16 protein-coding genes and 1 pseudogene are annotated in these 22376 nt (G+C 61.5%); 10 read left to right on the top strand and 7 right to left on the bottom strand.

The window, feature by feature from the left end; genetic code table 11:
• Window positions 1-93 precede the first annotated feature (93 nt).
• Window positions 94-3945: an EAL domain-containing protein gene (locus tag CER19_RS00135; RefSeq protein WP_116664954.1), complete on the bottom strand. Its 3852-nt coding sequence runs from the start codon at window positions 3943-3945 to the stop codon at window positions 94-96.
• 285 nt (window positions 3946-4230) lie between these two features.
• Between CER19_RS00135 and ettA the strand changes: the two genes are divergently transcribed.
• On the top strand, window positions 4231-5895 hold the full coding sequence (gene ettA / locus CER19_RS00130) for an energy-dependent translational throttle protein EttA (RefSeq protein WP_116664953.1): 1665 nt from the start codon (window positions 4231-4233) through the stop codon (window positions 5893-5895).
• A 66-nt stretch (window positions 5896-5961) separates the two neighbouring features.
• On the opposite strand, the gene CER19_RS00125 is transcribed toward ettA, so the two are convergent.
• Window positions 5962-6891 (bottom strand): LysR family transcriptional regulator, encoded by a 930-nt coding sequence (locus tag CER19_RS00125; protein WP_116664952.1) that lies wholly within the window; start codon window positions 6889-6891, stop codon window positions 5962-5964.
• Between the two features lie 96 nt (window positions 6892-6987).
• Here CER19_RS00125 and CER19_RS00120 point away from each other — a divergent pair, with 96 nt between their 5' ends.
• The 7 genes from CER19_RS00120 to gdhA all read left to right on the top strand — a co-directional run bounded on the left by CER19_RS00120 (window position 6988) and on the right by gdhA (window position 15064).
• Window positions 6988-8181 (top strand): MFS transporter, encoded by a 1194-nt coding sequence (locus CER19_RS00120; protein ID WP_116664951.1) that lies wholly within the window; start codon window positions 6988-6990, stop codon window positions 8179-8181.
• A gap of 34 nt (window positions 8182-8215) precedes the next feature.
• Window positions 8216-9040 carry a hypothetical protein gene (locus tag CER19_RS00115; RefSeq protein WP_116664950.1) on the top strand — a complete coding sequence of 275 codons (825 nt, stop codon included), beginning with the start codon at window positions 8216-8218 and terminating at the stop codon, window positions 9038-9040.
• A 32-nt stretch (window positions 9041-9072) separates the two neighbouring features.
• Window positions 9073-10290 (top strand): MFS transporter, encoded by a 1218-nt coding sequence (locus tag CER19_RS00110; protein ID WP_116664949.1) that lies wholly within the window; start codon window positions 9073-9075, stop codon window positions 10288-10290.
• Window positions 10291-10329: 39 nt separating this feature from the next.
• Window positions 10330-11559: a pyridoxal phosphate-dependent aminotransferase gene (locus CER19_RS00105; protein ID WP_116664948.1), complete on the top strand. Its 1230-nt coding sequence runs from the start codon at window positions 10330-10332 to the stop codon at window positions 11557-11559.
• Window positions 11560-11583: 24 nt separating this feature from the next.
• Window positions 11584-12429 (top strand): hypothetical protein, encoded by an 846-nt coding sequence (locus CER19_RS00100; RefSeq protein WP_116664947.1) that lies wholly within the window; start codon window positions 11584-11586, stop codon window positions 12427-12429.
• 48 nt (window positions 12430-12477) lie between these two features.
• Window positions 12478-13368, top strand: coding sequence for a phosphoenolpyruvate mutase (gene aepX / locus CER19_RS00095; protein WP_034126960.1), 891 nt, complete (start codon window positions 12478-12480; stop codon window positions 13366-13368).
• A 358-nt stretch (window positions 13369-13726) separates the two neighbouring features.
• The gene (gene gdhA, locus CER19_RS00090) at window positions 13727-15064 is read left to right on the top strand and encodes an NADP-specific glutamate dehydrogenase (RefSeq protein WP_116664946.1); all 1338 of its coding nucleotides are present in this window, start codon (window positions 13727-13729) and stop codon (window positions 15062-15064) included.
• Here the strand turns inward: gdhA and CER19_RS00085 are convergent.
• The 4 genes from CER19_RS00085 to CER19_RS00065 form a co-directional block, all read right to left on the bottom strand.
• Window positions 15061-15558, bottom strand: coding sequence for a GreA/GreB family elongation factor (locus CER19_RS00085; protein ID WP_116664945.1), 498 nt, complete (start codon window positions 15556-15558; stop codon window positions 15061-15063). The two genes, gdhA and CER19_RS00085, sit on opposite strands and share 4 nt — an antisense overlap.
• A gap of 153 nt (window positions 15559-15711) precedes the next feature.
• A complete protein-coding gene (locus tag CER19_RS00075) occupies window positions 15712-16068 on the bottom strand; it encodes a hypothetical protein (protein WP_116664943.1) in 357 nt (118 codons plus the stop codon).
• A 243-nt stretch (window positions 16069-16311) separates the two neighbouring features.
• A complete protein-coding gene (locus CER19_RS00070) occupies window positions 16312-18165 on the bottom strand; it encodes a DUF4105 domain-containing protein (protein WP_116664942.1) in 1854 nt (617 codons plus the stop codon).
• A 92-nt stretch (window positions 18166-18257) separates the two neighbouring features.
• On the bottom strand, window positions 18258-18746 hold the full coding sequence (locus CER19_RS00065) for a DUF3015 domain-containing protein (RefSeq protein WP_003194274.1): 489 nt from the start codon (window positions 18744-18746) through the stop codon (window positions 18258-18260).
• Window positions 18747-19009: 263 nt separating this feature from the next.
• Between CER19_RS00065 and CER19_RS00060 the strand changes: the two genes are divergently transcribed.
• Together CER19_RS00060 and CER19_RS00055 are read left to right on the top strand one after the other, a co-directional pair.
• On the top strand, window positions 19010-21448 hold the full coding sequence (locus tag CER19_RS00060) for a Lon protease family protein (protein ID WP_116664941.1): 2439 nt from the start codon (window positions 19010-19012) through the stop codon (window positions 21446-21448).
• 314 nt (window positions 21449-21762) lie between these two features.
• Entirely contained in the window at window positions 21763-22080 is a 318-nt protein-coding gene (locus CER19_RS00055; RefSeq protein WP_003194269.1) for a hypothetical protein, read from the top strand.
• A gap of 59 nt (window positions 22081-22139) precedes the next feature.
• On the opposite strand, the pseudogene CER19_RS00050 reads toward CER19_RS00055, so the two are convergent.
• Window positions 22140-22376: pseudogene (locus CER19_RS00050) on the bottom strand (hypothetical protein); the annotation flags it as partial.

Here is a 22376-nt window from a genome sequence, read left to right as displayed (position 1 = left end):
CGATAACGCGTGCATCCTGAATGAACGCGGTGCCTGTGAGTTTTTCGCGAGCAAGCTCGCTCCTACAAAAAAACCTAAGCCCCGCCACAGCTTTCAGTCGAACATGAACAGCGCATCATTACTGAACTGCACCTCAAACCGATTCGCCGGCATCGGCCGCCCGAACAGGTAACCCTGCACCTCATCACAGCCATGCTCACGCAGGAAGTCCAACTGCTCATGGGTTTCCACCCCTTCGGCAATCACCGCCAGGTTCAGGCTGTGGGCCATGGCAATGATCGCCCGGGCAATCTGTGCGTCCTGCTCACCCGAGGGCAGGCCGTCGACGAAGGTGCGGTCGATCTTCAGCACATCGATGGGGAATTGCTTGAGGTAGTTGAGCGACGAATAACCGGTGCCGAAGTCATCCACCGCGATGCTCAGGCCCAGGTTTTTCAGGCTGGCGAGGATCTGCAGCGCTTCGTTGACTTCACGCATCAGGATACTTTCGGTCAGTTCCAGCTCCAGGCACGCCGGCGGCAGGCCGGTGTCCTTGAGGATGGTGGCGATGCGCGTGCCCAACTGGCCGTCGGAGAACTGCCGCGCCGAGATGTTCACTGAGACTTTCGGCACGCGCACCTTGTTCTGGTGCCAGGTCTTGAGCTGTCGACAGGCCTCGCCAATCACCCAGTCGCCCACATCCACCACCAGCCCGAGTTCTTCCAGCACTGGGATAAAGTCCCCGGGCGGTACCAGGCCACGGCGCGGGTGGCGCCAGCGCAGCAGGGCTTCGGCGCCGGTCAGGCGTTTGCCGTCGCCGCTGAATTGCGGCTGGTAATAGAGCACGAATTCGTTCTGGTCCAAGGCGTGGCGCAGGTCGCTTTCCAGCTCCAGGCGCTCCAGGGCGCTGGCGTTCATGTCGGCCTGGTAGAACTGGAAGTTGTTCTTGCCGCGCTCTTTAGCGTGATACATCGCCGTGTCGGCGTTTTTCATCAATTGGCTCAGCTCGTTGCCGTCTTGCGGGCTCAGGGCGATGCCGATACTGGCGGTCACGAAGAACTCGCGACCCTCCAGCACAAAGGGCTTGACCAGGCTGGCGAGGATCTGCTCGGCCACATGAATGGCGCGGTTCAGCGCCATCTCGCGGCTGACCCGTGGTTGCAGGAGCAAGGTGAACTCGTCGCCGCCCATGCGCGCCACGGTGTCGTCCTCGGCCACGCAGCCGAGCAGGCGCGTGGCCATTTCCTTGAGCATGCGGTCGCCGGCTGCGTGGCCGAGGGAGTCGTTGATCGGCTTGAAGCGGTCAAGGTCGAGGAACATCAGCACCACCCACGACTTCTGCCGTTCGGCGGACTGCAACGCGGTGTGCAGGCGGTCCTGGAACAGGGTGCGGTTGGGCAGGTGGGTCAGGGCGTCATAGTAGGCCAGGCGGTGGATGCGCTGTTCACTGGCCTTGCGCTCGCTGATATCGCTGAAGAAACACACGTAGCTGGCCAGGTCGCCTTCATCGTCGAACACCGCGGTAATGCCCACCCAGGCCGGGTAATGCTCGCCATTGCGGCGCTTGAGCCACACTTCACCTTCCCAGGTGCTGTGCTGATGCAGCTGTTTGAGTACATAACGCAGATGGGCTTCCTGCTGCTCGTCGACGGTGAGCATGTTCGGCAATTGGTCGAGCACATCCGCCACTTCATAGCCGCTGACCCGGCTGAACGCCTCGTTGGCCTGCACGATATAACCGGCCGGGTCGGTGATCAGGATCGCCGAGGTGGAATGTTCGAATACCGTGGCCGCCATGCGCAGGTCTTTTTCGGCGCGGCGTTGCTGGCTGATATCGCGGCCCACGCCGAGGATGCCTTCAAACCCGCCATGTTCATCCCACACCAGCACCAGGCGCAGTTCTATCGGCACCTTGCGCCCGTCGGCGCGCAGGCAGTCGAACAGAAACAGTTGGGTCTGGACTTCATCGCGCAAGGTGTTCAAGGCGTCGGGGTTGCCGAGGGCGCGGCTGACCTGTTCCATCAGGTTGTAAATGCCGGTCAACTGCTGAGGGTTGGCAACGATCGACTGCCAACCGTTCTTGAACACCCAGTCCACGTCATAGCCCAGGACGGTGTTGACCGAGGGGCTGATGTAGTTGAGGGCCAGTTGGCTATCGGTGGAGCAGATCACGTCGCTGATGCTTTCGGCCAGCATCCGGTAGCGCTGTTCACTGTCGCGCAGCGATTCACTGGCCTCGATCTGGTCGGTAATGTCCTTGGCCACGCCGATGATTCGGGTGACCACTGTGGACGTATCGCGGGCCAGGGCCTGTTCGCGGATATCGAAGCGGCGCCACTGGTTATTGCGGTGACGAAAGCGCAGTTGGCAGTGCAGTTGGGTCGTATAAGCGGCTTGGCGTTGCTGCTGGCGCAAATCGTGGTAATGCTCGGCGTCTTCGGGGTGCAGCAGGATTTCCCAGAAGTACTCACCCATTTGCTGCAGTTCGGCTTTGTTGTAGCCCAGGGTGTGGCCCAGATGATGGTTGCTGAAAATCATGCGCTGGCTGATCACGTCCTGCACATACAGGTGATCAGGCACGGTGCGCACCACATCCGACCAGAAACTTTCACGCTCCACCAGCGACAACTCGATCAGCTTGCGGCTGGTGATGTCGCTGATGCTGAGAATCACGGCCTTGACGTCATCCTGCTGTTCCGGCAAACGCATCACCAGCCACAGGTACTGTTCGTTGCCGGCCACGTCGTTGAGCTGGATTTCCAGCTCCAGCTGTTTTTGCCGGGTCAGTACAGCTTCCAGCACCTGATAGCCGATGGACGTGGCATTGCGCGGGCAATCATCGATCAGGCGTTCCCAGGCCTGCTCGCAGGACGCGACGTTGAGCAGGCGCACGGCCATCTGGTTGACCTCGGTGACGCGCAACTCTTTGAGCAGTTGCTTGCGCTCAGTGGGGTTGGCCTGCAACCAGGCGTGCAACTGCTCGCGGCTTTGAACCTGGGTCTTGTTGCAAAACGCCTTGAGCCCGGACAGGTCAAGCACGCACAACGCCACGCCTGTGCCCTCGAAGATGTCCTGGTAGCGTCGCCGGCCTTCATGCACTTGGCGTTGGCGGCGGCGCATGTTGAGCAGCACGATCACCGGGACCAGCGAAAACGCCAGGCCCAGCAGGCACTTGCCGATAAAGGCAGGCAGCAGTTGTTCCAGCACCGCGCTACGGTCAAACAGGCCGCGCAGTTGCCAGTCGCTTTTGCTTAAAGGCGTGACCAGCACACTGCGGTTCAACTCTTCCGGCGTCAGGGCGCCGGACCACTGCGCCGGCATCCCGCTGTCACGGCTGACCACACGATGGTTCAGGCTGTTCTCGATCGCCCACATCGGGCGTTGACCCTGGGCATCCTGGCGTGTGAGGTTGGCCAGGTAATTGGGCGCCAGGCGCAAGGCCCAGTACACCTTGGAGCCACCGCTGGGTTGGTGCAGCAACAGATAGATGACCGTGCCGTCATTGTCGTTGCTCAGGTAGTAGGACTGGGCGTGACTGCGCTTGACCAGGTCTTCGAGCAGGGCACTGTCTTGGCTGCCTTTGGCAGTGTCGCTGATCAGTGCGCCGCTGGGGGCGAGCAGGGCGAAGCTGCGCAGGTCTGGCAACGAGCGCTGCAAGGTGCGCATCAGGGCCTGCTGCTGTTCGGCATTGCGCGGCGGCTCGACAATCGGCAACAGGTTCAGGGCGATCTGTGCGCTCAGGGCCATGTTCTGGCTGATCTGCTCGGCCAGGTCGGCGCTGTAGTCGATGGTGTATTGCTGCTGGTTTTTCTGGTTTTGCTGTAATTGATCAAGCAATTGCCAGAACAATAAGGCGAGCAATAGCAGGACAAGCGTCGCCAACGCGCCTTTCAAGGTGCCGTGCAGGGGCGCTCCCGGCGCAATATGAGCGGCGCGCAAGGGCGTGGGCGGCGTGACGTTGGACAAACTGTGATCCTGCGGTTTGGCTGGACTGGCGCGCGACGTGCACTATAAGCCGGACGCCCGAAGGGCGGCTAGCATGCCTTGAGTTGTGGCAAAGTGCCAGTCCTGCCTGGCTGGACTGCCCCAGCGCATTCAGGTAGCTTTGCCGGTTACGCGGGGGCGTTCCAGCCCCAGATATTCAGGCTTTTTTTGCTCGCTGGCATTGATGATAGTCAAAGGCCCGCGCGGCGCATGGCCTGGCACGGGCTTCGTCCGCTTAATTCATCAGTCACTGACGCTAGGTTCACCATGGCTCAATACGTCTTCACCATGCATCGGCTGGGAAAAGTTGTTCCGCCGAAGCGGGAAATCCTGAAAAACATTTCGCTGTCCTTCTTCCCAGGCGCCAAGATCGGCGTGCTCGGCCTCAACGGTTCGGGTAAGTCCACCCTGCTGAAAATCATGGCGGGCGGCGACACCGAGTTCGAAGGCGAAGCGCGCCCGATGCCCGAACTGAACATCGGCTACCTGCCGCAAGAGCCGATCCTGGACCCGACCAAGACCGTGCGTGAAGTGGTCGAAGAAGCCGTCAGCGTGATCAAGGACGCCCAGGCCCGCCTCGATGAGGTGTACGCCGCCTACGCCGAACCGGATGCCGACTTCGACAAGCTGGCCGCCGAACAGGCCAAGCTCGAAGCGATCCTGCAGGCGGGCGACGGTCACAACCTGGAGCGCCAACTGGAAGTCGCCGCCGATGCGCTGCGCCTGCCAGCCTGGGACGCCAAGGTCGAGCACCTGTCCGGTGGTGAGAAGCGTCGTGTGGCCCTGTGCCGCCTGCTGCTGTCGGCCCCTGACATGCTGCTGCTCGACGAACCGACCAACCACCTGGACGCCGATTCCGTCGCCTGGCTGGAGCATTTTCTCCACGATTTCCCGGGCACCGTGGTTGCGATCACGCACGACCGTTACTTCCTGGACAACGTCGCCGGCTGGATCCTCGAACTCGACCGCGGCGCCGGTATCCCTTACGAGGGCAACTACTCCGGTTGGCTGGAAGCCAAGTCCGACCGTCTGGCCGCCGAATCCAAGCAGCAATCGGCCCACGAAAAAGCCATGAAGGAAGAACTGGAGTGGGTGCGCAAAGGCGCCAAGGCTCGCCAGTCCAAATCCAAGGCCCGTCTGCAACGCTTTGAAGAAATGCAGTCGCAGGAATTCCAGAAGCGCAGCGAAACCAACGAGATCTACATCCCGGCCGGGCCGCGCCTGGGTGACAAGGTCATCGAGTTCAAGAACGTCACCAAAGGCTATGGCGACCGCGTGCTGATCGACAACCTGTCGTTCGCCATGCCAAAAGGCGCGATCGTCGGCGTTATCGGTGGTAACGGTGCGGGTAAATCCACGCTGTTCCGCATGCTGATGGGCAAGGAAACCCCGGACTCCGGCAGCATCGAGATCGGCGACACCGTGCAACTGGCCTGTGTGGACCAGAGCCGCGACGACCTGGACGGCAGCAAGACTGTGTTCCAGCAGATCTCCGACGGTTCCGACCAGATCCGCATCGGCAACTATGAAATCCCGTCGCGCACCTACGTCGGCCGTTTCAACTTCAAGGGCGGCGACCAGCAGAAGTTCGTCAAGGACCTGTCCGGTGGTGAGCGCGGCCGCTTGCACCTGGCCCTGACCTTGAAAGAGGGCGGCAACGTCCTGCTGCTCGACGAACCGTCCAACGACCTCGACGTTGAAACCCTGCGTTCCTTGGAAGAAGCCCTGTTGGACTTCCCGGGCGCCGCCATTGTGATCTCTCACGATCGGTGGTTCCTTGACCGCGTCGCGACCCACATCCTGGCGTACGAAGATGACTCCCAGGCGGTGTTCTTCGAAGGTAACTACACCGAGTACGAAGCCGACCGTAAGAAGCGTTTGGGTGAGGCCGCTGCCCAGCCGCACCGTGTGCGTCACAAAAAGCTGGCTTGATGCTGCAATAGCCGCAGCAGCCTGTTGAAAAAATACCCCTCACGCAGGGGTATTTTTTTGCCCGCGTTATGCCGGGAGCGTTGTGGGCGCCAGGGCCGGGCGGCTGCGCAGCAATTCTTCGACCACCCCCATAAACGCCTCGACCAACAGTGAGCGTGACTGCGAGCGTGTGAGTATCAGCAGGTGTACCCAGGCTTCGGGGTCTGCCAAGGGGCGGTAGACCACGCCTTTCCTGGCCAGGGTGTGGGTGCACCGGGGCACGAGCGAGACACCTTGGCCTGCGGCCACCAGGGCGATGATCGAGGTGATCTGGCGCCCCGCAGGGCCCGGGCGCAGCGCCAGGTCGCGGCGTTGATACAGGTGCTCGATGGAGCCGTTGAGGCCCGAACCGTAATCGCTGGGAAACAGAATCAACGGGTACTCACTGAGCTGGGCGAGGGTGACTTCGTCCTGGCCCGCCAGCGGGTTGTCACTGCAAAGAGCCGCCACCAGCGGCTCTTGCCCCAACGACAAAACGTCAACGCCGGTTTGCCCGGCCTCCGGCAGCAGGCGGCTCATGCCGATGTCGATGCGCCCATCCAGCACGTGCGTGTGCAGGCTGGCGGAAGCGCTCTCCACCAGGGTCAGTTGCACATCGGGAAAACGCTGGGCGAAGGCTTGCAGGGTTTGGCTGAAGAGTTCCGACAGCGCGATCGAGCTGGCATAGCCTACGACCAGTTGGCCGGTCGAGCCGGCAGCCAGCTTGGCGGCGATGTCTTGTGCAAGCCTGGCGTGCTCCAGCGCTGCGCGGGCATACGGCAAAAAGTGCTGGCCTTGGGCGGTCAGTGTGACCGTGCGGCTGGTGCGGTCGAACAGCCGAAAGCCAAGCTCGGTTTCCAGGGCCGAAATCTGCCGCGTCAGGGGCGGCTGGGCAAGGTGCAGGCGCTGGGCCGCGCGGCCGAAGTGCAGCTCTTCGGCGACCGTCAGGAAGTAACGTAACTTGCGTAGATCAAGCATTCTGTTTCCTGGGTATTGATCGGTCCGAATTCGGTATTGGTGTTCCCTGCGCTGGGTGTTCTATAAACATCCTCGACTAGTAAGACGAGAGGTCACATGAACCCGCGTTTGCATCACGCCCGCTTCGCCGTGTTTCTGTGTGGTTGTGCGGCGTTTCTGAATCTTTATGCGACACAGAGCATCCTGCCTGCGTTTGCCGAAAGCTTCCAGGTGAGTGCCCGGCAGGCAGGGTGGAGCATTACGGTGACCACGCTGGCGGTGGCGGTGACCGCGCCGTTTGTCGGGCGCCTGACCGGACGTTTCGAGCAGCGCACGGTGATTGCTGTGGCCGCGTTGCTGCTGGCGCTGCCGACGCTGCTGACGGCCTATGTGGACAGTTTTGCCGAGCTGCTGGTGTGGCGTTTTGTCGAAGGGATGTTGATCCCAGTGGTGTTCGCCACCAGTGTGGCCTACATCGGCGATCGCTGGCGCGCGGCCACCGTCACCGAGATCACCAGTTTGTACGTTGCGGGTACGGTGCTCGGTGGGTTTGCCGGGCGCTTTGTCTCGGGAGTCATGACCCAATATGTGGGCTGGCGCGAAGCCTTCGAACTGTTGGCGGTCATCAGCCTGCTGGTCGGCCTGCTGATTGTGTGGCTGTTGCCGGCCAATCCGGTGGCGCGGCCCGGCGTCGCGGCGGTAGGCTCGCACGGGGTGCGCCGGCTTCTGCGCAAACCCTTGTTGGCGGCCTATGGCGTCGGTTTCTGCGTGCTGTTCTCACAAGTCGCAACCTTTACCTATGCCGGGCTGTATCTCAGCCAGGCCCCGTTCAACTTGGGCGCTGCAGCCTTGGGCACTTTGTATGCAGTGTTCCTGCTGGCGCTGGTGGTCATTCCTGTTGCGGGGCGCTTGAGCAAATCGCGACCACAATCGCAGTTACTGACCGGCGCTGTGGCGCTCGGCATGTGTGGCTCGGCGCTGACATTGTTGCCGTCCCTGTGGCTGATCGTGCTGGGTCTGGCCCTGAGCTCGACCGGCGTATTCCTGGCACAGGCCTCCGCCAATGCGTATATCGCCACCACGGCAGGCCCGGACAAGTCCGGCGCCGTGGGGCTGTACCTGACCGGCTATTACCTGGGCGGCAGCGCCGGCGCCGTGGCCCCGGCCATGCTCTGGAATCAATGGGGCTGGCCGGGCTGCGTGGCGTTGGTCGCAGGTTTTCAGCTGTTGTCGCTGACGATTGCCCTGCTGGGTTGGAAACCGGTAAAGCCCCAGGCACTGGTCGCCGGACAGCGCGGCAAACCAGCCTGATTCTTCATCCAATAAAGGACTATGAGAGGTGAACATGACTAACACCGTGATCAAGCGCAGCCAGTTGTTGAAGCTCATCGAACCGGTATTGAACGACATGCCGGCCGGTGCCTTGCGCCATGCGCTGTTCGAAGCCTTCTGGGCTCAGGAAGACGCGCTGGTGGAGATCGAAGACGCTTTTGCGCGACTCACCTCGCGTCGGCATTCGCCGGAGGTACTGCGCAAGTTCTTCGCCAGTTGGTCCAAGACCAATAATTCGGCGGCCAGTGTGTCCGGCCTGGCCAACCGCATTACCTTGCTGGCGCGCTCCGATGAAGGCTCCGCCGCCGCCGCGCAGTTGTACCGCGCCTGCGGCAGCCTGCAACGCATCACTGATGAAGATCTGGGCGCGTTGGGCAACACCTTGCACGCGGACCTGTTCTACACCATGGCCACCGCGCTGTGCGGCGATGACCAGTGGATATTGAAGGACAATTGCCTGCCCTCGGCACAGGCGTTCAAGGACTGGACCGACACCCGCCGCCTGCGTGATCGCGACCTGCTGCAGGGGTTACTGACCACGTTGATCCACGAGGTTTACACCCACGGCGAAGTGGAATTCATCCACCCGTTGTACTCGCAGTGGTTCGTGCGGGACATGGGCGTGCCGCCGGAGAAATCCCGGGCGACGGTGGCCTGGGTCACGGTGCATACCGGCGGTACCGAGAGCAACCATTTCGCCCATGCGGTGGCGGCGGTGAATGAGTTCACCACCGCCATGCAGATTGAAGTGGACCCCGCCACGGCGCGCGACATTTTTGCCCAATACCTGCAGCGTAAAGCCAGTGTGATGAGCGACTGTGCGCAGTTGCTGGGTTAACCCAGCGTTTTGCCTGAGAGCCTCTGACCCAGATGAACACCCTGAAGCAGACCGCAGCGCCATCGTTGTCGCCCCCTGATCCGGTCACCGTGCGTCGCCGCGCTCTGGTGGCAGGCTGCGGCGCGCATGCCGTGCACGATGGGCTGACCGATGTGATTTATGTGCTGTTGCCGATCTGGCAAGCGCAGTTCGGCCTCAGCTACGCCCAGATCGGCCTGTTGCGTGGTGCCTACGCGGGCATGATGGCCGGTTTTCAGTTACTGGCCAGCCGGGCTGCCGCGCGCTGGGGGCGTGAACGCTTGCTGGTAGGTGGCACTGCGTTGGCAGGCCTGGCCTACCTGCTGGCCGGCCAGGCTGGCGGGCTGGGCGTGTTGCTGTTGGCGCTGCTGCTAGGCGGGCTCGGCGCGAGTACGCAGCACCCGCTGGCCTCGTCGTTGATCACCGATACGCACGAGGCCGGCGGAGGCGTCAAACAAGCGCTGTCGCAGTACAACTTCAGCGGCGATATCGGCAAGACCCTGATCCCGGGGTTGATCGGCCTGTTGCTGGCGGTCATCAGTTGGCGCGCCAGTGTCACCCTGCTGGGTGTACTCGGGCTGCTGGCGGCAGCCCTGTTGTGGTGGCTGATCCCGGCACGCACCGAGGCTTCGGCGGCGCCGGTGAAAGCCACCCGTACGGGCGCCGGCGCCGGCTCCGCGAGCGGCCTGCGTGCGCTGATCGTGACCGGCACGCTGGCCAGCGCCGTGCGCATGGGTTTCCTCACGTTTCTGCCGTTTTTGCTCAAGGCCAAGGGCGCCGGGCCTGCGGGCATCGGCCTGGCGTTGACGATGCTGTTCGTCGGGGGCGCCTTCGGCAAATTGTTGTGCGGTTACCTCGGTGCGCGCATCGGAATGATGAAAACGGTATGGGCCACAGAGTTCACCACGGCCGTGCTGATCGTCATGGCGGTGTACTTGCCCTACGCCGGCTTGATGGTGATGTTGCCGCTGCTGGGGCTGGCGCTGAACGGCACGTCGTCGGTGCTGTACGGCGCAGTCCCGGACCTGGCAGGGCCGGGCAGGCGCGACCAGGCGTTCGCCGTGTTCTACACCGGCACCATCGGTGGCGGCGCCTTGGCGCCGGTGCTGTTCGGCAGCCTTGGGGATGCCACCGGTGTGCCCATGGCCGTCCTGTTGCTGGCCGCCACCCTGTTGCTGACCTTGCCGCTGTCCTGGCGGGTTCAGCAAGGGCTGGAGGCCCAAGCCCGGTAGGGCGAACAAACGTTCCAACGTGTTCTGGCAGGTATAACAATGAATAACAGTGAACCGTCTGCCGTGTCATTGCCGTTGTCCCAGCGTGCGCAACGTCTCAGCGCGCCCGGCACGTCCAGCATGCGCAGTAAAGCCAATGCCTTGAAAGAAGCCGGCGTCAACGTGGTCAACTTTGCCGCGGGCGAATTGTCCTTCGATGCCTGCCCGGTCATGAAAGCCGCCGCGGCTGATGCGCTCGCCACTGCCCGCAACCGCTACACGCCGCCCATCGGCCTGCCCCAGCTTCGCCACGCGCTGGCGCAGCAGGTCACTCTGCGCTGCGGGGTGAATTACGCCGCCGATGAAATAGCGGTGACCGCCGGCGCCAAGCAAGCGCTGTACAACGCCGCAATGGTGCTGCTTAACCCGGGGGATGAAGTCATCGTCGCGGTGCCGTACTGGGAAACCTTCCCCACCCAGATCCAACTGGCCGGTGGCGTTCCCGTCTATGTCGACACGGCTGCGGATGACTATCGCCTCACCTGCGCAGCGGTCCAGAAGGCCCTGACCCCGCGCACCCGGATGATTGTGATCAACACCCCGAACAATCCGACGGGCACGGTTTATCAGCGCGAGGAACTGTTGGGTATTGCCCGGCTTGCCTTCGCACACAGGCTTTGGGTGGTGTTCGACGAGTGTTACCGCAAACTGGTGCGTGCGCCCCATGAACATCACAACATCGTGTCGCTGTTTGCGCCGCTCAAACATCAGACGGTACTGGTCGATTCGTTTTCCAAAAGCCACGCGGTCACCGGCTGGCGGGTAGGGTATGCGTGCGCGCCCGCCCCAGTCATCGCCGCCATGCACAACCTGCAAGGGCATACGACGTCCAACCCCAGCAGCCTGTCCCAATATGCCGCGCTCGGCAGCCTGATGGCGGACGCGCCGCACTTTACCCGCCAGGTCAATGCCTTCCTCGACCAGCAATTGCTCGCGGCCTGCACTTGCCTTGGGCATGTCGACGGCATTCGGTGCGCCCCGCCGGAAGGGGCGTTCTATCTGTTTATCGATGTGTCCCGCAAGTTGGGGGGCCGCTACCTGGGCACCGTTATTCGTGACGTCGACCACTTGGCCAATCTGTTATTGACCGAAGCCCATATCGCGGTAGTGCCCGGCTCTGGCTGTGGTGACGGCAACAGCATCCGTATCTCCTACGCCGTTGAGCGTGAAGCGCTGATTGAGGGCCTCACGCGCTTCGGTCGTTTCATGTCAGAAATCGTTGCGCATTAACCCCACCTTAAAAGGATATGAGCCGTGGAAAATCTGAGCCGCCAATTTATCGGGTACGTGAACCAGGCGCTGGTGGATGTCGAGGATGGACATCTGGCCCAGGCCCTGCTCAGCGGTTTCAACAGTCAAACCGCCGCGCTGGACAAGTACTGCGAGACCTATGTCGACATGACCTCCAGTAATTGGAGCGAGTCGTCACTGTGTACGTTCTTCTGTGGCTGGCGTAGCCCGGACGGCGCCGCGCATGCCGTCTCGAGCATCATCGTGCGCATCCTCCAGGAGTCGGCATCGTTGACGGATGACGCCCGGTTGAAAATGCTCGAGGCGGCGGCCCATTGTGGGGAGATCATTGTCGAGGACATCGGGCTGGGTGAAATGCATGGGCATCCGCACCATTCCAAGCTGTATTACCGCATGGCTTCGGCCATCTGCGGCTCCGATGATTGGCGCCTGCAAGACAAGTTCCTCAACCCGATCACCAAGGAATTCTCCGGTTGGGTGGGAGAAAAACGCCCGTTGGCGCCGCAACTCATCGAAGCGCTGGAAATGATGGTCATGACGGAGTTGTTCAATACCGGCGAATACAACCTGATGACCCCGCTATGGAAACAGTGGTTGCGCGATGTACGGGGCTATAGCGCCGGTGAGGCCAGCCGCGTCGCGAGTTTTCTCAGTGTGCATTGCGGCGGCGTGGAAGCACGCCACTTCAAGCATGCCGCTGAGGCGTTGCGGCTGTATGCCAGCGCCACCGGGCAGGTCGTGGATTACGCGCGTATCGCACGGCTCTCCAGGGAGTACGTGGCCAGGGCCTGCGAACATCTGCAAAAGATGGCGTCGGTGCTCAAGTGCGAACAGCCTGCATGGGATTGAGGCTGTCCGATAACCCTTGTTGTGCCGCTGATAAGGAGCCTGAACCCTATGATGGATACCGAAGCGCGCCGACGCCCTCTGTCGGCACTGTTGGATAGCAACCGTTGCTTGCGTGTACTCGAAGCCCATAGCCCGATATCGGCGTTGCTCGCGCAGCGCGCCAGGCTGGAGATCAGCCCAGGGCATACGGTGGGGTACGACGCCATCTGGTCGAGTTCGCTGACCGACTCGACCCAACGCGGGTTACCCGACATCGAAATTCTTTCGCCCAGTAACCGATTGCCGGGGATTCGCGAAATATTCGATGTGTGCTCGCTGCCGCTGATATTCGATGCCGATACCGGCGGCAAGGCCGAACATTTCGCGATTCATATCAAGATGCTGGAGCGCGCGGGCGTCTCGGCGGTGGTGATCGAAGACAAGTGCGGCTTGAAGAAAAACTCACTCTTGGGCATCGAGGTCGACCAGGCGCAGGAGTCCATCGAGGCCTTTTGCGCCAAACTCCAGGCCGGCTGCACGAGTCGCACCGGCTCAGGGCTGATGATGATAGCCCGGTGTGAAAGCTTGATCCTCGATCGCGGCATGGAAGAGGCGATGGCACGGTGCCTGGCGTATGTCGAGGCGGGGGCGGATGGCATCATGATCCACAGCCGCAAGCAGGATGGCCTGGAAATCCTGGAATTCGCCCGGCAGTTTCGCCTGCAGCGGCCCAGGGTACCGCTGATTTGCGTGCCGACCAGCTATGTTCACCTGAAGTTCGAGGTGCTGGAGCGAGCAGGTTTCAACGCGGTGATTTATGCCAATCACATGTTGCGCAGTGCCTACCTGGCCATGCGCGATACCGCCGTCGGAATACTCGCCAATGGCCGGACACTGGAGCTGGAGCCACGTTGCCTGGGCATCGACGAGATACTCGACCTGGTGCCGGGCACACGCTAGTGCCCTGCGCGAGTCTGTAGGCAAATGTAAGAGCAGTGTGGGAGCGGGCTTGCTCGCGAAGGCGGAGTGTCAGCCACTGAATCTTGAGCTGAACCACAGCTTTCGCAGGCAAGCCAGCTCCCACATTTGATCGAGTACACCGGTCATGTGGGAGCTGGCTTGCCTGCGATAACGGCCTCCTTGTTGGTGCAAAACCCAGAGTGAAATCCCCATTTAAGGGCAAAAAAAGGCAGTTATTTATACTTATTGCACCATTTAATTTCACAAAGGCGACATTTTGCCCTGTCACGGTGCGAAACGAATTGATAAAGTCCGGCTCATTCTCTGTTTAACAACAATCAATTTGCCGAGACTTTTCATGACCGAATCCGTCGACTCCTTCCTTGCCCGCCTCAAGAAACGCGACCCGGACCAGCCGGAATTCCACCAGGCTGTAGAAGAAGTTCTGCGCAGCCTGTGGCCCTTTCTTGAAGCCAACCCCCGTTATCTGACCTCGGGCATCCTGGAGCGCATCTGCGAGCCAGAGCGCGCGATCACGTTCCGGGTATCGTGGGTGGATGATCACGGCAAGGTTCAGGTCAATCGCGGTTTCCGTATCCAGATGAACAGCGCCATTGGGCCTTACAAAGGTGGCTTGCGCTTTCATCCTTCGGTCAACCTGGGTGTGCTGAAATTCCTCGCCTTCGAACAGACCTTCAAAAACTCACTCACCTCGCTGCCCATGGGCGGCGGCAAAGGCGGCTCGGACTTCGACCCCAAGGGCAAGAGCGACGCCGAAGTGATGCGCTTCTGCCAGGCGTTCATGAGCGAGCTGTACCGCCACATCGGTGCGGACGTGGACGTACCGGCCGGCGATATCGGCGTGGGCGCGCGGGAAATCGGTTTTCTGTTCGGCCAGTACAAACGCCTGAGCAATCAATTCACCTCGGTGCTGACCGGCAAGGGCATGACCTATGGCGGTAGCCTGATCCGCCCGGAAGCCACCGGTTTTGGCTGCGTGTATTTCGCCGAGGAGATGCTCAAGCGCCAAGGCCAGCGCGTCGAGGGCAAGCGGGTGGCGGTGTCCGGCTCCGGCAACGTGGCGCAGTACGCGGCGCGCAAGGTCATGGACCTGGGCGGCAAGGTGATTTCCCTCTCGGACTCCGAAGGCACCCTGTACGCCGAAAGCGGTTTGACCGAAGAACAATGGTCGGCGCTGCTGGAGCTGAAAAACATACAGCGCGGGCGCATCAGTGAATTGGCCGAGCGTTTCGGCCTGGAGTTCCGCAAAGGCCAAACCCCTTGGGAACTGGCGTGCGATATCGCGCTGCCCTGCGCCACCCAGAACGAACTCGACGCCGAGGCTGCGCGCACCTTGCTGCGCAACGGCTGTCTCTGCGTGGCCGAAGGCGCGAACATGCCGACCACGTTGGAGGCTGTGGATATCTTCATCGACGCGGGCATTCTGTTTGCGCCGGGCAAGGCATCCAACGCGGGTGGCGTGGCGGTGAGCGGCCTGGAAATGTCGCAGAACGCCATGCGCCTGCTGTGGACCGCAGGGGAGGTGGACAGCAAGCTGCACAACATCATGCAGTCGATCCACCATGCCTGCGTGCATTACGGTGAAGAAAACGGCCGTATCAACTACGTCAAGGGCGCGAACATCGCGGGCTTCGTGAAAGTAGCTGACGCGATGCTGGCCCAGGGTATCGTCTAAGCCTCGGGTTCGATGCGCAGCACTTCGATCAACTGATCGCCGACGGGGCGCTGCCACAGCACCTCGTCACCCACCTGGGCACCCAACAAAGCACGGCCCAGGGGCGAGCCCCAGTTGATCAAGCCTGCGTTGGCATCGGCCTGGTCTTCACCGACCAACTGGATGCGCTGCTGTTCGTCCTGCTCGTTGGCGAACGTAACCCAACTGCCGATCTGCACCTTGTCGGTGGACGTGGCCGGCGCGACTACCTGGGCGCTCTGCAGCCGCTGATTGAAGTAGCGCAAATCCCGCTCAAGGTCAGCCTGGCGCTGTTTATCAGCCTGCTCGCCCTTGGCGGCTTCGTCGCTGTGTTCCCCCTGTAACTGCGCCACCTTGGCCTGCAATTGCGCCAACCCTTGCGCGGTCAGGCGGTTAGGTTGCGCGCTGACCTGACGCTCCACCGGCTGATCAGCCTGGGCCGCCGCGTTATCTTCATTTACAAAAGCTCGGCTCATGGCGTTCTCCTTCCTATGGAAGTTGGGCCACGTTCGCTGCCTGTTCGTTCCCACGCTCCGCGTGGGAATGCATCCTGTGACGCTCCGCGTCACGACCTCGCGAGCGGACGCGGAGCGTCCAGGGCGGCATTCCCACGCGGAGCGTGGGAACGATCAGCGTGAGCGATAGGCTTTGGCGGCGCCACGATCTTTTTCCTGCTGCCAATCGTGTTCGCGGTCGTCCCTGCGGTTTTCCTCGTAGTCACGCAATTCCTGGTTCTCGCGCATGGCCTTGCACTGACGAAACCCGTCTTCCCAACCTTCGGCGTATGGCCGGTCTTTCAGATAGCGTGGAACGTTCTTGCGAAATTCCCCGGTAATCACCCCAGCGGCCTGGCGACCGCTGCTGCAACCGTCGTCAAAGCCATCGGCGAAGGCGGGTGGGTAACCTTTGGCCAGCAATTCCTGATGGGTTGACTGGCAACCCGACAACCCCACCACCGCGCACAGCATGACCGCATACCGCCACATGGCGTACTCCCTGGCCGGTTAACGGCTGATAAGGAGAGTCTAGAAGGGGATTTGTCAGCTGTATGTGAAAGGGGTGTCAGAGGGATGTACCGGACTTAACTGTAGGAGCGGGCTTGCTCGCGAAAAACGTCAACGATAACGCGTGTTTCCTGAATAACCGCGGCGCCTATGAGTTTTTCGCGAGCAAGCTCGCTCCTACAGAGAGCGAGCGCCGGCCAGCTTTTGATTTTCACCAGGCTTGAGTCAGTAGTGGTACCACCTCACCTCAAGCATCACTTCATTGACTGGCGTGGACAGGTGGCTGTATTCACGCTGGGCACTCAGGCGCAGGCCCAGGTTGCGCGACAGTTCCCACTGCTGGTTGAGGCTGATGCTGCGCCGCACTTCGCCGTTGGTGAAGAAGTCGCCCTTGGCTTCCAGGCTCAGGTTGCCCAGTGGGTTCTTCCACAGAACGCCAGTGTTGAAACCGGCGGCGGGGGAGATGGCTTCGCTAAAGTCATTGTTGTGCTCCACACGCACGGTGCCGAGGGCGAAGCCGAGCATGTCGTCGGAGAGTTGCCAGGTGCCACCGGCGCCGCCATTGACGTGGGCCACCAGGGTTTCGTCGTCGTGTTTGCCCGGTACGCGTTCCAGGCCGCCGGTGACTTGCCACGACCAGGGTTGCAGCAGCGCATTGCGCGGCGTCAGGGAGCGGATGGTGGCCAGGTCCAGTTGCTGGAGCTGCCAGTGATTGCCCTCGTACTGACGCAACTTCATTTGCAGGATTTCGATCTGCGCGCCCAAGGGGAAGCCTTCGGCGTTGTCGTTGAGGTCGTGATAGGCCATGCGCAGGCCGTATTCGCCGAAGGCTTTGTCACCGCGGGTGCCGATGCCGGCTTGCCAGGTGCGTGACTGGTGGCCGTTCTCCGGCAAACCAGGCGGCGTGATCTTGAGGTCCGGCGCAGGGTTCTGGTTGATCGCCCGCAGCAGTTCGAAGCTGCGCTGGGAGCGTTCGGTGTCGCGTTCCAGCCCATTGGCGCGGTAGCGGCCGAGGCGGTAGGCAGCGTCGATGATCAGCGCCTGGCGCTCGCGAGGCAGGGCCTTGAATGCGGGCTCTTGCAGTTGCTTCTGGTCATCGCTGACTTTCAACACCCACTGCTGCTCATCGCCATCCAGCGGCTTGGCGCGTTCGAGCAGTTCGCGTTCACGCGAGGGGCGATAGTCGATCTTTTCGACCAGCCCTGCGTCTTTTACCGCTTTGACCGTGTCGGTAGGGATCGCGGTGAGCGGGAACTGTTCGGTCAGGCGCAGGCCGGGGCGGGCGACTTGCAGCAGTTCGAGCAGGCGGTAGGAGCAGTTTTCGTCGAAGAAGAAGTAGTCGAACTGGATCTGCTTGAGCTCCCACACGTGCTCGACCATACGCTTGGTCTCGACCTCGGTGAGGTTCAGGCGGTATTCCCACAAATCGCGGTTTTCAAGACTGCGGTATTCGGAGAGTTTCTCCTGATAGGGCACCAGGGCGAACAGGCCGGGGTAGCCGCCCATCAGGCCCTTCCAGGCATAGAGGATGCTGTTGTCGGAGCCTTCGATATAGGCGCCGAAGTTGATCGCATAGCTGAGCAGCGCGGTGTTGTTGCTTTGCACGTCAGCCTGGTCGATGCGCAGCAGCGTATGGCCGAACATCGACGACGGGCTGTTGAGGTAGGCCGCCGGGAAGATCATCACTGCGCTATGGGGCGCGACGTCCTTGAACCACTGGGTGAACTCTTTGCACTCCAGGGCGGGCAGGTCGTTCAGTTGCAACTGGGCCTTGAGCCAGCGGGTGCGTGCGGGGTAAACGCATTGGGCGTGCTTTTCACCCAGGCTGGCCGGTGCATACAGCGCCTGCACGGTGGCCTTGAGTTCGGCGTCCGGATGGTGCGCGCCATCGGCGGCGAGGAAGAACTTCTTGTCGCTGACATAGCTGCGCCAGCCACTGATCTTGCCGGCTTCGTAGTGCCCCAGCGACAGCCAGAACGGATCATTGGCCAGTTGCTGCAAACGTTGATCGTCGAGGTGCGGTGCCGCATGCAGCGGGGCGCAGGCGAAGAGAGCCAGGCAAGCGAGGCGTTTGAGCATGGGGGCTACTTAAGTCGGACGGAAAAAAAGACCCAAGGTGGGCGGGTCGAAAAAATAAAACCCGCGCCTCGAAAGGCGCGGGCAGGTCGAGCTTAAGCCTGGGTTGCGTATTTCGCCAGACGGGCATCGCTTTTCAGTACGGCAATGGTGTTGTTGTGCACGTCGTCAGCGGTCACGTCAGCCTTGCTGAAGATCTGCTGGAAGTGCTCGTGGGTCACGGCCGCGAAATGATCGCGATCTTCCGGCGCAACGCCCAGTACCACGGCGTAGGTGGTCAGCGCTTCGCCGTTACCCTTGGCCATGTCTTCGGACAGCTCGTTCATCATGCCATTCATGGCAATCCAGGACTTGCCGCCGTAGGTCAGGGCGCTGTTGGTGCTGCAACCGTTGGTGCCCGAGGTCATGCCGAAGGTGGCGTTACCCGAAGTACCGTTGGTGGTGGAGGCGAGGAAGTGGGCTGGAGTACCGCGCTGGCCTTCGAACAACATGTTGCCCCAACCGCAGTTCGGGCCACCTGGTGCTTCTGCCATTGCATTGAGGGAGACGACGGTGAAGAGAGTACCAAGAAGGATCCGTTTCATAGCTTTGTTCTCTTTGTGTGCAAATCAATGGACAAGGGTTCAGGTGCTCAACGCACCCTAGGGGCCAGTTATTAGTCCAACCCGCGCAGTTTGGAGTTTAGGCACGTTATAAGGGTTCCGTGTTTTTTTATAAACATTCAGTCGCGGGCGATTTTTTTGTAGGACGCATGCAATGGCTATGCTTTACCGAAAGCGCGCCTTGCCAGAGCGCTCAACCGGGAGCCAGAATGCCCCATCTGCCCCGCCTGATGTAAGGAAGCCCGATGCCTGATCCTGTTGCTGCCAGCTTGCGTCTAGCGCCTGAAGCGCTGACTCGCCCTTTCTCCGCTGAACAGTTCAGCTTCTCGACCACCAATGATTTGGAGCCCTTTCGCGGTGTGCTTGGCCAGGAACGTGCGGTTGAAGCCTTGCAGTTCGGCGTGGCCATGCCACGCCCCGGTTACAACGTGTTTGTCATGGGCGAGCCGGGCACCGGCCGCTTTTCGTTCGTCAAACGCTACCTGAAAGCCGAAGGTAAGCGCCTGCAAACCCCGGCGGACTGGGTTTATGTCAATAATTTCGATGAGCCCCGCGAGCCCCGCGCCCTGGAATTACCGGGTGGTGCCGCCGCGGCGTTTATCGCCGATATCAACGGCCTGGTCGATAACCTGGTCGCCACCTTCCCGGCGGTGTTCGAGCACCCGACTTATCAACAGCGTAAAAGCGCCATCGACCGGGCGTTCAACCAGCGCTACGACAAGGCGCTGGACGTGATCGAGCGCCTGGCCCTGGAAAAAGACGTGGCGCTGTACCGCGACAGCTCCAACATCGCCTTTACGCCGATGCTCGACGGCAAGGCGCTGGACGAAGCCGAGTTTTCGCAACTGCCGGAAGCCGATCGCGAGCGCTTCCACACCGATATCTCCGAGCTGGAAGAACGCCTCAACGAAGAGCTGGCCAGCCTGCCGCAGTGGAAGCGCGAGTCCAACAACCAGCTGCGCCAGTTCAACGAAGAAACCATCACCCTGGCGCTGCAGCCGTTGCTGGCACCCTTGTCGGAAAAATACGCAGAAAACGCCGGGGTCTGTGGCTACCTGCAGGCCATGCAGGTGTATCTGCTCAAAACCGTGGTGGAGCAATTGGTGGACGACGCCAAGACCGACGCCCAGGCGCGCAAGCTGCTCGAAGAGCAGTACTGCCCGAGCCTGGTAGTGGGCCACTCGGTCAACGGTGGCGCGCCGGTGGTGTTTGAACCGCACCCGACCTACGACAACCTGTTCGGCCGTATCGAATACAGCACCGACCAGGGCGCGCTCTACACCACCTATCGCCAGTTGCGTCCCGGCGCGTTGCACCGCGCCAATGGCGGCTTCCTGATTCTGGAAGCCGAAAAAATGCTCAGCGAGCCCTTTGTGTGGGATGCGCTCAAGCGTTCCCTGCAATCGCGCAAGCTGAAGATGGAATCGCCCCTGGGCGAACTCGGCCGCCTGGCCACCGTGACCCTCAACCCGCAGATGATTCCCTTGCAGGTCAAGGTGATCATCATCGGCTCGCGCCAGTTGTATTACGCCTTGCAAGACGCCGACCCGGACTTCCAGGAGATGTTCCGCGTACTGGTGGACTTCGACGAAGACATCCCCATGGTCGACGAAAGCCTGGAGCAGTTCGCCCAGTTGCTCAAAACCCGTACTTCGGAAGAAGGCATGGCGCCGCTGACCTCGGACGCGGTGGCGCGCCTGGCGACCTACAGCGCACGCCTGGCGGAACATCAAGGGCGTTTGTCGGCGCGTATTGGCGATTTGTTCCAACTGGTCAGCGAGGCGGATTTCATTCGCCATCTGGCCGGCGACGAGATGACCGATGCCGGGCATATCGAGCGCGCCCTCAAGGCCAAGGCCACGCGCACCGGCCGTGTGTCGGCGCGGATTCTCGACGACATGCTCGCCGGCGTCATCCTGATCGACACCGCCGGCGCCGCGGTGGGCAAGTGCAACGGCTTGACGGTGCTGGAGGTCGGCGACTCGGCATTCGGCGTGCCGGCGCGGATTTCCGCCACGGTGTACCCGGGTGGCAGCGGTATTGTCGACATCGAGCGCGAAGTTAACCTCGGCCAGCCGATTCACTCCAAGGGTGTGATGATCCTCACCGGTTACCTGGGCAGCCGCTATGCCCAGGAATTCCCGTTGGCCATCTCCGCCAGTATTGCCCTGGAGCAGTCCTACGGGTATGTGGACGGCGACAGCGCTTCCCTGGGCGAGGCATGCACCTTGATCTCGGCCTTGTCGAAGACGCCGCTCAAGCAATGTTTTGCCATTACCGGCTCGATCAACCAGTTTGGTGAAGTGCAAGCGGTGGGCGGGGTCAACGAGAAGATCGAAGGCTTCTTCCGCCTTTGCGAAGCCCGCGGGCTGACCGGTGAGCAGGGGGCGATCATCCCTCAGGCCAACGTTGCCACGCTGATGCTCGACGAGAAGGTGTTGCAGGCCGTGCGTGCCGGGCAATTCCTTATCTATGCGGTGCGCCAGGCGGATGAGGCCTTGAGCCTGCTGGTGGGCGAGGATGCCGGCGAGCCGGACGCCGAGGGGCAGTTCCCGGAAGGCACCGTGAATGCGCGGGTGGTGGAGCGCCTGCGCGCGATTGCCGAGATGATCAGTGAGGAGGATTTGAAGGAGGCGGAGAAAGAGCTGGCGCAGCAGGCGTTGGCAGAAGCCAAGCCAAGCTGATTGCTGTCATCACTCGGTTAAGGTGGGAGCTGGCTTGCCTGCGATAGCGGTGTATCAGCCAACTGGGAGGTTGGCTATGAGTCCGTCATCGCAGGCAAGCCAGCTCCCACACTGGTCCGTGATGTCTTTAGGGACGTTTAGCGTGCCACAAAATTGACTCTATCCTCAGGGACCAACGCCCGTTGGTCCCTACAACCTTGGTTTGTCGTGTTTTTATTCTATTCTCAGAGTCAGGGATATCCACAGGAGTCGCAGGATAGAAACAGCCTCGCCTTGCGCTGGGGCTGAACACCGATCTACCGAGGGTCGCCGCCATGTCGCGCAACCTTTGCCTTACCCGCCAGTGCCTGGGCCTGGTCACCCGTATCGAATGCTCCATTCGCCCTCTCGCCGGGGATAACGGGATGTGGACGCTGTTGTTTGCCGCCGGCATGTCGGGCGAGCAGCCTTCCACCGTCAAATCCCAGGGCCCGTTCCATGGGCCCTTCGTGGCAGAACGCATGCTGGGCACCATCGTTGATAGCCTGACCTTGCACGGCTACGAGCAAATGGACGAGCCGCAGATCTGGTGCCTGCACCTGCAGGCTCATCTGCGCCAACTCAATGGCGGCCAGGAGCGGCTAGCCCTCTGAGGATCGTTCCCACGCTCCGCGTGGTAACGCCGCCCCGGACGCTCGGCGTCCACCCAGGGCTATTTGCTCTCAGGCCTGTCCAGCTTCACCTCAAAACCGTACTGCACGGTGCTGAGGTCGGTGCGCTGGTAACTTTCCAGCGTGGTCGGCTGGCCGTAGAAGTAATGCACGTCAAACATCGCCGTGCCGTATTCCTCGGCGCGGTGGCTGACACCGAGGATCTCCTTGAGGTAATTGCCGCTGGCATCCTTGGCGTAGAAGCGCCAGCTGTCGGCGGGGAAGTCCTTCTGGTTGAC

Source organism: Pseudomonas sp. GL93, assembly GCF_003408955.1.
In the GTDB taxonomy this organism is placed as follows: Bacteria; Pseudomonadota; Gammaproteobacteria; order Pseudomonadales; family Pseudomonadaceae; genus Aquipseudomonas; species Aquipseudomonas paracarnis.
This window is presented reverse-complemented; position numbering and strand designations above follow the sequence as displayed.